Origin of the sequence: Novosphingobium sp. (genome assembly GCF_036820275.1) — a bacterium.
Classification (GTDB): Bacteria; Pseudomonadota; Alphaproteobacteria; order Sphingomonadales; family Sphingomonadaceae; genus Novosphingobium.
In genome coordinates this window covers 51,876-64,076 of sequence record NZ_DAISLT010000003.1, presented here as the reverse complement: position 1 = coordinate 64,076, position 12,201 = coordinate 51,876, and the positions used below count along the sequence as shown (strand labels likewise).

General features: G+C 62.0%; 10 protein-coding genes. 2 read left to right on the top strand and 8 right to left on the bottom strand.

The window, feature by feature from the left end; all coding sequences use genetic code 11:
* The first annotated feature begins 83 nt into the window (after nucleotides 1-83).
* Nucleotides 84-365, top strand: coding sequence for a hypothetical protein (locus tag V7066_RS03115; protein WP_334181783.1), 282 nt, complete (start codon nucleotides 84-86; stop codon nucleotides 363-365).
* Nucleotides 358-2,865: an AAA family ATPase gene (locus V7066_RS03110; RefSeq protein ID WP_334181782.1), complete on the top strand. Its 2,508-nt coding sequence runs from the start codon at nucleotides 358-360 to the stop codon at nucleotides 2,863-2,865. Before V7066_RS03115 ends, V7066_RS03110 begins: the two co-directional genes overlap by 8 nt.
* Before the next feature lie 251 nt (nucleotides 2,866-3,116).
* Here V7066_RS03110 and V7066_RS03105 read toward each other — a convergent pair whose 3' ends face one another.
* The 8 genes from V7066_RS03105 to rlxS form a co-directional block, all read right to left on the bottom strand.
* The gene (locus tag V7066_RS03105) at nucleotides 3,117-4,004 is read right to left on the bottom strand and encodes a hypothetical protein (RefSeq protein WP_334181781.1); all 888 of its coding nucleotides are present in this window, start codon (nucleotides 4,002-4,004) and stop codon (nucleotides 3,117-3,119) included.
* A gap of 460 nt (nucleotides 4,005-4,464) precedes the next feature.
* Nucleotides 4,465-5,217, bottom strand: coding sequence for a hypothetical protein (locus V7066_RS03100; protein WP_334181780.1), 753 nt, complete (start codon nucleotides 5,215-5,217; stop codon nucleotides 4,465-4,467).
* Nucleotides 5,214-6,755 (bottom strand): hypothetical protein, encoded by a 1,542-nt coding sequence (locus V7066_RS03095; RefSeq protein ID WP_334181779.1) that lies wholly within the window; start codon nucleotides 6,753-6,755, stop codon nucleotides 5,214-5,216. Before V7066_RS03095 ends, V7066_RS03100 begins: the two co-directional genes overlap by 4 nt.
* Before the next feature lie 6 nt (nucleotides 6,756-6,761).
* A complete protein-coding gene (locus V7066_RS03090; protein WP_334181778.1) occupies nucleotides 6,762-7,595 on the bottom strand; it encodes a GIY-YIG nuclease family protein in 834 nt (277 codons plus the stop codon).
* On the bottom strand, nucleotides 7,595-8,818 hold the full coding sequence (locus tag V7066_RS03085; RefSeq protein WP_334181777.1) for a hypothetical protein: 1,224 nt from the start codon (nucleotides 8,816-8,818) through the stop codon (nucleotides 7,595-7,597). Before V7066_RS03085 ends, V7066_RS03090 begins: the two co-directional genes overlap by 1 nt.
* Nucleotides 8,819-9,107: 289 nt before the next feature.
* Nucleotides 9,108-9,329, bottom strand: a complete 222-nt coding sequence (locus V7066_RS03080; protein ID WP_334181776.1) for a helix-turn-helix domain-containing protein — start codon at nucleotides 9,327-9,329, stop codon at nucleotides 9,108-9,110.
* Nucleotides 9,326-9,745 (bottom strand): CopG family transcriptional regulator, encoded by a 420-nt coding sequence (locus V7066_RS03075; RefSeq protein ID WP_334181775.1) that lies wholly within the window; start codon nucleotides 9,743-9,745, stop codon nucleotides 9,326-9,328. Before V7066_RS03075 ends, V7066_RS03080 begins: the two co-directional genes overlap by 4 nt.
* Nucleotides 9,746-9,829: 84 nt before the next feature.
* The gene (rlxS, locus tag V7066_RS03070; protein WP_334181774.1) at nucleotides 9,830-11,842 is read right to left on the bottom strand and encodes a relaxase/mobilization nuclease RlxS; all 2,013 of its coding nucleotides are present in this window, start codon (nucleotides 11,840-11,842) and stop codon (nucleotides 9,830-9,832) included.
* Nucleotides 11,843-12,201 lie beyond the last annotated feature (359 nt).

Here is a 12,201-nt window from a genome sequence, read left to right as displayed (position 1 = left end):
CTTTGTTAGTCTCCCGGTTGACGTAAACGGGCGGCACGGCGTTGGCGCGACCGATTCGCGGACGGGCTGGAGGAGGGGGATTGGTGAACGAGGACGCAGCACCTGAGATTGCGGTGGCGCTCGACATGATGGCGGCTCTTGCGGCTCCGGAAGCGGATGTATTGGAAACGCCCGAAGCGTTTCTGACCGGCGTCGCAGCTGCGCTCAAGGCCTCCGACGATGTTGACGCCGAACTGGCTGCGATCCTGTCGGATCATCTGCTGACGATCACGCCGCACGACAATGTCATCGCCAATGCCAAGGCCGCGATCCTGACGTTGGCCGCCGAGCGCGCGGCTCCGACCGAGGAGCAGGCCGATGGCTGATCCGACGCTGTTCCACTCGCTGACGCTTGAGGGCTTTCGCGCCTATCTCCAGCCCAAGACCTTCGATTTCAGCAAGAAGCTGAGCTTGGCGATCTTCGCGCCCAATGGCCTTGGCAAGTCGAGTGTCATCGATGCGCTCGAATTTCTCTTCTCCGAACATGGCACGCTCGATCGGCTCGGGCAGCGTGCGCTCAATAACCAGGCCGGCCCGTCCGCGCTGGTCCATAATGGCGCGCAGGCGGCAGGGATCGCGCCAGTGGTCAAGTTCACGACCATCACCGGCAAGACCACCACTGCGGGAAGCCGCACTGCGGTGGGCAATCTCCGCCCGATCCATGCAGCAGCCACCGCAATGAAGGCCGGGTTCGTCGTCGCGCCGATCATCCGCGGTTATACGCTGCGGACTTTCGTCGAGGAGCACAAGGCGGAGACCCGCTACAGCGACGTGGTGAGCTGGCTGCAGCTCTCGCCGCTGGTCGAGGTCCAGAAGAATCTCCGGCTGCTGCGCCGCGAGGTCAAGGCCGCTGCCGAGAGCACGACCGAGCAGGTTCGTCTCGCCGGGCAGCTACGCACCGAGACCGCCCAGGCCGTGCAGGCGTGGGACAATGCGGCCGTGCTCGACTTCGTCAACACGAACGTCATTGCGCCGCTCGATCCCGCGCTGACGATGGCGGCGCTCGATGCCGCGGACGCCGGCTATGTCAATATCGGCAAACGCGTCGCGACCGAGGAGAAGAGCGTCGGCCTCGCCGGGCTGAGACAGGTCCGCAACTTGGTTATCGCGCTGTGGCAGAAGATTGTGCTCGAGGACGGCGGCGACCCCGAAAATTCGGGCGCCATTGCCGCCTTCGACGAAGCGCTGGCGGTGCTGGCGGATGCCACGGCCACCGAAGCCGACGAGCGAGACAAAGCGGCGGGCACGGTCTTCCGGTCGGTGTGGAAGGAAGCCGAAAAACTGTTTGCCGACGATGCTGCGGCTCCGGACGAATGTCCGGTCTGCGCGACTGCGATCGGCGATACCGCTGCTGGAAGCGTCCTCGCGATCCGCGATCTTCTGAAGACCCACCTGGACGATCTGCAAAGCTACAACGACGCCAAGACCGCGCTGGACGACGCCGACAAAGCCGCCACCAAGGCGCATAACCAGCTGATCGCGCGGCTTCCCGCGATGATCGATCATCTGTCTGAAGATGATCCCGACGGCTTCAGGGCAGCACTCATCGAGTATCAGGCCGGGGTTGCCGCATGGCCGGCCGCCGCCGCCCCCGCGTCCGCCGCGATCACCGCCGAGCTGGAGGCGCGCCTCGCCGGTCTCGACCAGGACATCGCCGACATCGAGGACAAGCAGGGCGAACATACCTGGGTGAAGGCCAAGGCGAGCATCGACCGGCTGCTGAAGCTCAAGACGGATATGGCGCTGGCGACGCGTACGACCGAGGAACTCACGTCGCTGCACGAGGCGCTCGGCACACAGGCCACGCTCGTCTCGGGCAAGATCAGGGAGAAGGTCCAGTCGCTGCTCGACACGCTCCAGGCGCCGATGAACGAAATCTACAAGGAGATACAGGGCGACAGGGCCAGGCCGATCCGGCTCGAACTGCCCGGCGAGGATGATATTAATCAGCAGCGCATGCAGCTGGTAATCGATTTCTCTGACAATCGTCAGGGCGTCGCGCCGGGCGGCTATCTGAGCGACAGCCAGATCCACTCGGTGGCGCTGGCGCTCCGCCTCGCGGCGATCAAGAAGTTCAACGGCGCCGCCCCGGTAATCGCGCTCGACGACGTCGTCACCTCCTATGACGCCGATCATCGCCGCGCGATCGGCGCGCTGCTCGCAAAGATGTTCACCGACTGCCAGATCATCCTTGTTACCCATGACGAGCGGTTCTTCAATCACCTGAAGGATCAGCTCGCTGCGAAGGACTGGCAGTTTACGCGCATCATCGGGCTGGACCCGGCCTATGGCCCGCGCTTTGCCGACCATAAGGTGACCGACGAGATGATCGCCGATCGCTGGGCGGCGGGAGAATCTGCGGCCAACGAGATGCGTCAGGCCGAGGAGGAATGGCTGCTGAGCATTGGGCGCGGCTTCGGCGTCAACGTGCGCATCCGCCCGCTTGAGAAGGCCTATTCCTACGAACGATCCGAACTGGCCTCGGCGATCGGCGGCTTTCTCAGCGATATCAAATTGACGCCGGCCGACGTGCCCGGTGTCAACAACCGCTTCCTCACCAGCTTGGTAAAAGGCGACATCGAGAATTTCGGCAGCCACTTCCAGGACGCACCCTATGGCGATGGCTCGATCGGAGACGAGAAGACGCGCTGGGAGGAATTCAAAGCATTCTGCGGTCAATTCGAATGCGTGTGTGGCCGCACTAAATATCAGCGGCCGTACGGTCTGAACAAACCGGTCTGCGCACACGATAAGTGTGAGTCCCAGTTTGCCTTCCGGCCGCTCGCCTCGGCAGGGGGCGCTGCCGCGCCTGCGGGAAATGTCTGACGTCGGACCGGTTGGCTCGATCAGGTCAAGTGGAGAGGGAAAGTAGTGCTAAGTTGAGAGCGCCTTGTAGGGTCGGCGACTCTGATCGGCAAGTTTGCCCCGGCCTATCGTCGATGCAGCGATACTGTTGCCGAGGCCGAATACATAGTGGGCCGGAACTGCTGAATGGTCGGTAGGGTTTGTCAATGGCTGCGACCTTTGCGGATGCTCGGCCCCTTCTGTCAAGCTCGCGCAGGCCAGCCGCGACCTCGTCATCCCTCACGTGGCTGCGGCTTCTTGGATTCTGACGGGCCACGCTTGGGTTTGGGCTTCCCGTCGCCGAATACCAAGTAAACGCGCCAGTTCTTCGGAGTGCCAACCTTCTTCATCTCGGCATTGACCTGATCCTGAGAAAGATAGGCGCCCGTCAGGTAGACAAGTCCGATAAAGAACGTGAATTCACTGGCCGCGTAGCCCTTCATATCTTCATAGAGCTCGCCAATCGCTGACTTCGCTTTCTGCTTGTCATCGGCGAACTTTACCTCGACCGCCGTCGCGATGGAGTCAATGCCGAAGTCCGGATGATAGGTCTTGGTCTGCTTGGGGATGGGTGGTTCGCGGATGACGTCGGGGAACACTAGCCGTAGCGCCGGCTGAAGAGCGTCCTGCACGTCTTTTTCCCTAGTCGGTACATTCTTTAACGCATCGAGGTAGTGCGCGGTCTGCCGCAGCATCCGGGCGAGCACGCGTCTCTCGGTCCTTACATCCATCGGAATTTCGAGGAGCGGCGCGATGCGATCAAGTCGCCGACTCACTGCGTCCACTACGACGTTGTTTGCACCGTAATATTCGTCGAAGTATCCGACCTTCGTGAAGTCGGCCGCTTCGAACACAGCGACTTGGTCGTCGAAGTCGATGCGCGTCGCATCGAGGCCGAGCAGCTCAAGCAGGATCCGCAGTGCATCGATGGCCTTCCGGCTGAGGTCCTCCAACTGTGCCGCCATATCCTGCAGATATTCCTCCGGGTCGAATTCGTCGGGGCGGTTCTCATCCGCATCAGCGTAGGCGTTCACCTGCGCATGGCAGTTCTGGACCGCCGCCCGTGCGGCGCCATAAGCCTTGGTAGCGAGTTCGATATTGGTTCTGGTCAGTTGAGTCATAGAAGCGATCTGTTTCGGTTATAGGTATCCGCTTCAGTGTAGGGTGATCGACACCAGTGATCACTGGCTAAATGAAACATTCCGTGACTCGCTATGGTCTATGGCTCGTCATCCGTTGTCGGCCTTACCGGATGACCGGTCCCAACCGTCGGAGGAGGCGTCCGCTATCGCCTAAAGCAGCCGATCAAGGAGGTGATTGCGAACGACGGCTTCGTGCCAGAAACCGCAGATTTCGACCGAGGCTGTTCGAAAATGGCACGATTATATGAGCTTGGTCAGAGTTGGCGCGGGCATGCCGTTCAACTGACAGCGTTGCTGCAGCAGTTGATCGAGGCTGGCCCTTAGCGAAGCACGCCCATCGGCACGCAGCGGACCCAGATGGCGCCGTCGGCCGTTCGGCGGACGCCGCCAGCGGTCATATCCCTTCTCCGCGAAATGATCGCCACCCGAGCCTACCGCATCATCGTACTAGTCCCTGACGCGCCCGCTCCTGCGCTGCTGCATCCCGGAAAAAGGCGAATTCACCGGTCTCCTCGAAGCGCAGATAGGCACTCTCAAGACGGCGCGCGCCATTGATCACGAAACGCCGCATCGGGGCATCGAACGGCCGCTGGTCCACCTTCGCCAACACCATGAATCCACCCACGCCCAACGCATACATGTTGATCGCACCTGACCGGATCCGGATCGGGAGGAAAACGAACTTGCGGGTGTCGAGCTCGACCGACGCGTAGCGAAGAAGGGCAAATTCAAACAAGTGCTGCCCCGCCATGGGCGTGTCGCAGAAGAGCAAGTCGGCGGCGCGATCCTCATGCGGTCCCAGCGCTACACCTGCCCATTCGTTTCGTTGGCTGATCGACGCTCGCCACAGGATCGCAAGCATTGCCCGAGCAAAGCGCTCTCCATCAAAGGTATCATGAATGAAGAGCCTGCCAGTGGGTTCGCTCCGTCCGGGCTGCAAGCCCGCGCAGAAAGCGATGGCATACTCGTCATAGGTGCCAAGCCGCTTGCCGCACGGCGCGCAAAGGATCGCAGTATCGAACGGTCCGTTCGGTTGATTGGCGGGCTTAGAGCCATCAGCTTGCACCGCGCGATTGTGGCCGCCCGGCCCGCTCAACGCGCGCGCGAAACCTTGCGGTACGATATGTGCTCGGCAAAGGTCGGTTGCCGTGCAGGTCGGGGCTTGGCAGACTTGGCCGTTGGCACTGTTCATCTGCCGCTCGCCGGTCGGCTGACCATAGTGACGTTCTTCGGATCTATGACGACATTGGCGCCATGCGTCGTCGCCATTTCGGCTCCATATTCGTCGAGATCTACCACAGCGGGTCGAACATCGAGCAGCGTGAAGCCGGTTGACTTGAAGGCATTCGATCGCTCACCGCTGCGCTCCAGCATGACTTTGGTCGCGAACGTGATGCCGCGCCCTGCAAATTCTACTGTGTTGAAATAGATCGCTTCGAGCCGCTCTTCATCAGTGACGCCGCCGATCGCATCGAATTCGAAGCACGCCGCAGACTGCACGTTGAACATAATGTCGAGCGACATCTGCATAGCGAGAGTCGCCCAGATGTCCTCAAGGCTGAAGGGTTGAGAGTTTACGATCCCGGCTATCTCGAGCGCCTTTCCGAAGCGCTCAACAAATTCGAGGAGACGAGGAAGTTCGTCGAGATAGGGGCCGTCCAGCCCCTCGGGCGTAGGTATGCGGGGTATTCGCGCGCCGCCGAATTCAAGCTCTACGGTAGCATCGCCGCTCGCAAGATAGGTCAGAGCGCGCAGCAACGGGATCCAGGTCGCAAGATCATGCTGGTCCGTCTTGAAGTTGCCAACGCTCTCGAGGTGGAAGTTGCCCTCGAAGAAGAGGAAGTTGAGGGCAGGATGCCGGATCGAGAGCATGGGACCGCCTTGGACCGGGAACGGAACAGCAGTCTCGCACTCGAAGACGGCGGCCGGCGTTAGCGGGCCGGCGCGCACGATAATCGTGCAAGGACCGATGGTCGGCAGGTCGATCGGGAATTCTTCCACGCTTTCGAGAAGCGTGCCCTTATAGGGTACGCGTATGCCGAAACGGCGGTCATAGGCCTGAAGCTGAACAGGCTTGAGCGGCACCTGGCCCGAGATGATCTTGAGGAAGTGATCTTGGTCCTCGATCCAGATCAGCGCGTCGCCCTCCAGCCTCTCCCCATCCTCATAGCCAAGAGTGGCAAGCTGATGGCGCTTCGTCTCGACATAGGCATCAACATCGGCGGGACAGATCGCAGCCAGCGCTTGGCGCAGACCATCGGCGTCGGGCTTGAACTTTCGCCCTTTGCGATAGTCGAAGGACATCCAGATATGGTTGATGTCGGTGCGTCCATCGGCCTCGGCGACCCGCAAGCGGCGCAGGATCTTGGCCAGATCCTTGTTGAGCAGGTGAAGAACATAGCCCATCAACTCGGTGCCGTCGGGACGCATCCGAAAGACGATGATTGCCGCGGGCCCGCGATCCTTGGCGAGGCGTTCCATCGCGGATAGCCGGGCACGCACTGATCCGCTCTCGCCCGCCGTGCATTTGAGTTGCACCATGCAGGCGCGCGGGTCGCGCTGATCGAGCGTCTCGTCCGCTGACGTCTCCATCGGGAACTCGACCCGAAAGTCCCAACCCGCCCTGTCACGGCTAGTTCGGCTGCAGATTAGCTTGGCCTGAGCGCACAGCTTGGCGAACAGATTCTCGCCGGCTTCACCAAGTTCGTCAGGGGTCAGGGCATTGGCCATGGATCGTCAGTTCCGGTTGAGGCCCATCTCGCGGCTCTGGAGCTTCCGCTTCCAGAGCTGCTCGACCGCGATGATCTCGTCATAGCTCGCGGACGAGCTGCTCGCTTCCAGGATGCTGACCTGATAGTCACTCGGCTCGCTGCTCTTGAGACCGATGTTGCCGCCATGGCCATCCTGAGCGTAGCTCTGCCAACGTCCGAAAAAGCCTCCGTCGCCCGTCGCCGATCCGACATATTGCACCCTGGTTTTGGCCGATGTGAGCAGATAGACTCCACGCGCAGCACGCAGGGCCGAAACCCAGGTCGCAGGCAAGGATTGGACTTCGGACACGTTCGCGACGAAGTGGGTATAGCCTGGAAAGGCGTCCTCCTGAAACGTGCGGGTCAGCTCGGCGATCGGCTTATTCTGCCTATCCGGGCGCTGTACCCAGGATCGCGCGCCCGCGCACCACTCGATCCAGAGCCGACCGATATAGTCGGCGAGCGCGTCAATGCGGGCAGTCTCGTAAGTGTCGAGAGCGTCCTGAGTGAGATGAACCCCCGAGACCCCATGGAGGGGATCGATCCACGATGGGTCTGCCATGCCGATGCGTCTGGCCGAGTAGATACCAACGAACAGAGTCCCCCCGGTTGGCGCGACGAAGCTCGCCCAAAAGGCCGCCGCGAGCCCGGCGCGGTTTCCCGCCGTCTGGACGCTTTGATACTCCTCGAATGCCGGGAGATCGTCGCGCCACAGGAGATAGGGTGTTCGGCCATTCGGCGCCTTGGTCTGGTGGCGGAGCAGCCGCACCTTGCCGGCCTCGAAGCTCGCCTGCTCCAGCAAATCGGTGAAGCGCAGCATCAGAACCCCCGGATCTGCTGGACGAGCGTCGGCCTGGGTGGCTGGGTCACTCCAAACACGGCCGCGATCTCGCCCCAGGCAGTATCGAGCGCGCTAAGACGCTCCTCTTCGCCGAGACCGTTCAAGCTGAACTGCGCCTGGGCGCTCGGCTCAAGAGCGATGGGTCGGCCGCCCCAGCGGGTGTCCGAAATCCAGTGGAGCCCCTCCAGGCCCGTCGCGCCGATCATGACGTCATAGGGGCCCTTCGCCCCCTGAGCCTGGAGGACGCTCAAATTTCCATCGAGAAAATCGTTGATGTGCGAAATGAGCGCGTCAGCGAAGAACAGGGCTCGATCCTCATGGTCCGCAATGAAGGGATCGATGCCCCAGAGTTCGCCCGTACTGCGAAATTGCATCACGCAATTAGTGAGCTGGCGCTCGCCGGATGCGCGCAGGCTCCCGCTGTAGACGATAAACCCGCCTCTTGTGGCGCCCCAGCTGTAGCCTTGGGTCGGACCCATGATCTGAGGCCGCACTCCGTCATGGATTGTCTCGCGCGGCGCGATCCAGTGGCGGGGCTTGATCCGCACATAACCATAGGGGCCAGGGGCCAGAGTCTTGGTACCTGGCGAGCCATCTTCGTTGATCGTGAGCGGCTTTGCGGGATCGAACCATAGGGCCGGATCGGCAGGATGGGCTTCCTGCCATGCTGACACACCCTGCTCCGGCAGGGCCGGAGTCGCTACCGCGATCGACGCGCGGAGCGCCTCGCGCAACGCATAGCGGAGCTTTTCGCGCTCAATACGTAGTTCCGCCGTCTCGGCGCGTTCCGGCAAGTGGAAACTCATCGGACCACGCCGACCACGCATGTCGAACGGAAGCTGCTCAATCGTCGCACCCGGATAGGCCGTATTCCACACCGTGATCACGCGCTCGAGTCCGATCGCTCGCTTCGCATAGCCGAGTTCGATCAGAACATTCGGATTGGCCAGGGCCTTCCCGCTGGCTGCGACGGCGATAGGTGTGACATCGCCGACGAACACCTTGGCCGACTCGATTTTGGCGAGGATGGTGGTAACGATATCAGGCGATCCGGCGACGCCTTTCGTGTCCGAGGTCAGCTCATGGCGCTCCTCCAGCTCAGCATCGAGATCATCAATGGCCAGCGCGAGAGCATCGCGGATCAAATTGCGCGTGACGCGAGGCTCGAGATCACTTTGCCATGACCAGAAGACTGTGCTCATTGCCCCTGCGCGCCCTCCGCTGCGACTTTCATATAATGCGGAACACGCCAGATTATAGCGATACGTCCTCTGTAGTCGCCAAATGTGAAACGTCATCGGTCCGAATGCAATGTCCAGCTTTTGATCTGATCCAAAGCGATAGTCCGGCTAGCCGAACGCAGCCACGAGTTCAGCCTGCGGAACGCCGGAGCTCGTCGTTAGGCAGGATCATAGAGTTGCGGAGCAGCGCCCAGTGAATGACAGCTTTGGCGAGAGTAACGCCGTAAGCCGACCGTCGCGAATGTCCCAATCAAGGACGCTCGATCAACCGCCGGAGTGTTCGCATTGGCACCAGAGTGATCGCTCCGACCTTGATGGTCTCGATGTCACCGCGGGCGATCATCTGATAGAGCTTCGAGCGTCCGATCCCGGTCAAGCGGCAAGCTTCGGGAATTCGAACGGCCAGAGGTTCGGTCAGCGGCTGATGGACGTGCTTGCTGCTAGTTGCTCGTGCCCGTTCTTCATCCATCATTTCGCTCCTTTGTTCGGGATCCGACCTTCACCCGCCTTTTCGCCTCCGCTTCGAGCGGCCTGCTCCGCAACCAGCCGGACGAAGGCGTCATATCGAGCCTGACCCAGCTTTCGGGTCACCGCATCGAATCCCGGATGGTGCGCCGTCAGCGTCAGTTGATGTCGTACGAAGAGCCCAACCACTTCGGTGAGGTAATCGAGCCTCCGCTCGATTCGCTCGACCACCCTCACCTGCTGCGCCAGCTTCTTCCCGAACTGTCTCTCCGCGTCGACATCCTCACGGCGCTCGAACCAGGTGCCAAGCGCCTCGGTCATGATCGCGGTCTTGGAATTGTTCGGCGCCGCCGCCAGCGCGTCGAGGCGCGCCGAGAGGTGATCGGGCAGGTAAAGCTGATGGCGGGTCTTGCGCGTCTGCATGCCCGCCAGGATGCCAGCCGGCCAGCCGCCGAGAAAGATACTCTCTGGTGCACCCAGGGTACTTTCCGCGGCATCTCGTGACCATCATGAGATTTCGGGCCCACCGCGATCGAGCCCGCGCCGCCAGGTGATTCCCGCTTCGCGCATGATCCCCGACACCTGCTGGTTCAGGTTCCTCTCCAGTTCGGGGCGCCAAGGCACCAGCGTAAATTCCCGCGATTTTTCGATCAGGGCAAACTTCTCACCGCCGATTTCCACGGCCCGGCGATAGGTGCCATCGATATGGGCATGCCGGTTTTCCGCGAAGGGAATGCCCAGTTCCTCCGAGAGCTGACCAGCCACGCGGCGAAGCTCGCGCTGCTGAAGATTGGCAAGGAGGTTCGCCTTGAAGCGGACCGTGTTGCCGTCCTGCTCGGCGAGATCCTGCTCGATCAGCCATTGCCGGCGCTGCTGAAGCGCACCGCGTACCTCGCCCCCCATTCGGCCCTGAAGCTGCTCGGGATCTTTCGCAACGCATTGCCGGTCGAGCCAGGTCGGCCCATCATGGCGAACCAACTGCTCCAGGGGCCGTTCGGCCAGAACCTCCACTGTGACCGGACGGCTTTGCTTCAAGCGCTGTTCGTACTGCTTAACCCGCTCAAGATGATCTGCGGGAATTGTCCAGCTGCCGTCGAGATGCCGCTCCACCCCGCCCTGCGCCCGCCGAACGGCCTCAAGACGCCGCACATGGGCCTGGGCATATTCGTGGGTGGCCGTAGGGTCATGAGCAAGGTGCTTCGCGGCGCTGTAGGCCCCGCCATTGGCAGCGGCGATTTCGGCGACGTTGCGATCGGCAATGCGGGTGCCGAAGCGCGCCTGCTCGATCCTGACCAACCGACCCTGCATGGCACCATCCGCCAGTTCGTGTCCAAGGTCGACGTAGTGGGTGCGGCCGTCGGTGGCCTCGACGATCATGTAATGGCGATCCCGGTGCTCGTCGGAGAGCCCGCGAGCCTCGATGCGTCCGACGATAGCGCGGTCCGTGCCGGGCTCGAAGATGGCGTAGTCGTGGGGGGCCAGTTCCGGACGTGCTTTCAGGCGCTCATGCATGGTGGCGATGATGTCGCCGCGCCTTCCCATCGTCCGCAGGGTACTCTCGATATCGGGATCGAGGCGGTAGCGGCCCTTCTCCTCTTCGATTGCGAGCCCCATGCGAACGAGCGTGCCAAGGCGCGCTGCGCGCAGGCCCTGCTCGACAGGATCACGGTGCCAGGCGGGCGCCAGTCCTTGCTCATCGAGCGATGTCAGCAAAGTTCGATCGAGGCGGGTGAAGCGTTCGGCAGTAATCTCGGAGCGCCGCGCTTCCTGTATTTCCAGTTCGGTGCGCGGGCCGAGATCGAGGCTGACGATCTCCGAAGCACGGGCGGCAATACCGCTGCTGATATAGTCGCGGGCGATGATCAGGTCCTGGCCGCGCTCGTCGACGCCGCGCACGACGATGTGGGTATGGGGATGGCCGGTGTTGTAGTGATCGACCGCCACCCATTCGAGGCGGGTATCGAGGTCCTTTTCGACCTGCTGCATCAGCCGGCGCGTGAGGTGTTTCAAATCCTCGTAGTGCTGGCCGTCCTCGGGCGAGACGATGAAGCGGAACTGGTGGCGATCGCCGGCACCGCGCTCGAGAAAGGCCTTGCCATCCGCAGCTTCGATTTCCGGACCGTAGAGCGTGCCGCGCTCGCCCTCACGGGTGGTGCCGTCACGCTGAAGGTAACGCAGATGCGCGGCGGCGGCCTTCGCGCCTTTTCCGGCCAGCTTCACATAGCGGGTCTTGACGATGACCCGGCGCGAGCGCGGCCCGCCAAACCGATCGCCGCTTCCCAGCAACTTTCCGGTAACGCCGCCACGGCCAGTCCGACTGCCGGTGAAACGCCCCTTCCCGCCACCCGAGGTTCGCCGCGCCCCTCCGGCCTGATTGATAGCGCGGCGCAGGTCATGCCGAAGAGGCCGTTCCTTGCCGACATGGCCTAGCCATACCTGGAAGTCATCATCCATCGCCCGTACCTCACCGGCAAAGACCTCGATGAAGGATTGCGCGCGCCTGGCTTCAAGGGCCTCCATCGCCGTAGCAGCCCAAACCCTTGGAATCGCGCCATTTCCGTGGCAAAACCTCCACCGGTGGAGGCAAGGTTCAGCCATTCCACACCCCGAGTCTCGCAAAAAACGATGTGCAGACAACAAGTTGGGTCGCTGCGCGAGACGACGCCTTTTAACTTGCCCTCCCCCTTCTTACCCTCTCCTGTCCTCCCCCCCTCTCCTCTGCCATGTTCTCCGAAGCGCCAGGCCGCCTTCCGACGGCAAGCATACGGCAACATCAAGAACCCTGCTTGTTGCCACTTCCACAGGTCTGCAGGTTTTCAGCGGCGGTGCCGGACGGGGCCTGCTGGGTGATATCGGGTCAAAGCTCGCCGATTTGGTCT

Bases quoted from the DNA above. Each gene is read 5' to 3' on its own strand.
- V7066_RS03110 (WP_334181782.1), top strand. From the start codon at position 358: ATGGCTGATCCGACGCTGTTCCACTCGCTGACGCTTGAGGGCTTTCGC.
- V7066_RS03105 (WP_334181781.1), bottom strand. From the start codon at position 4,004: ATGACTCAACTGACCAGAACCAATATCGAACTCGCTACCAAGGCTTAT.
- V7066_RS03100 (WP_334181780.1), bottom strand. From the start codon at position 5,217: ATGAACAGTGCCAACGGCCAAGTCTGCCAAGCCCCGACCTGCACGGCA.
- V7066_RS03095 (WP_334181779.1), bottom strand. From the start codon at position 6,755: ATGGCCAATGCCCTGACCCCTGACGAACTTGGTGAAGCCGGCGAGAAT.
- V7066_RS03090 (WP_334181778.1), bottom strand. From the start codon at position 7,595: ATGCTGCGCTTCACCGATTTGCTGGAGCAGGCGAGCTTCGAGGCCGGC.
- V7066_RS03085 (WP_334181777.1), bottom strand. From the start codon at position 8,818: ATGAGCACAGTCTTCTGGTCATGGCAAAGTGATCTCGAGCCTCGCGTC.
- V7066_RS03080 (WP_334181776.1), bottom strand. From the start codon at position 9,329: ATGATGGATGAAGAACGGGCACGAGCAACTAGCAGCAAGCACGTCCAT.
- V7066_RS03075 (WP_334181775.1), bottom strand. From the start codon at position 9,745: ATGCAGACGCGCAAGACCCGCCATCAGCTTTACCTGCCCGATCACCTC.
- rlxS (WP_334181774.1), bottom strand. From the start codon at position 11,842: ATGGAGGCCCTTGAAGCCAGGCGCGCGCAATCCTTCATCGAGGTCTTT.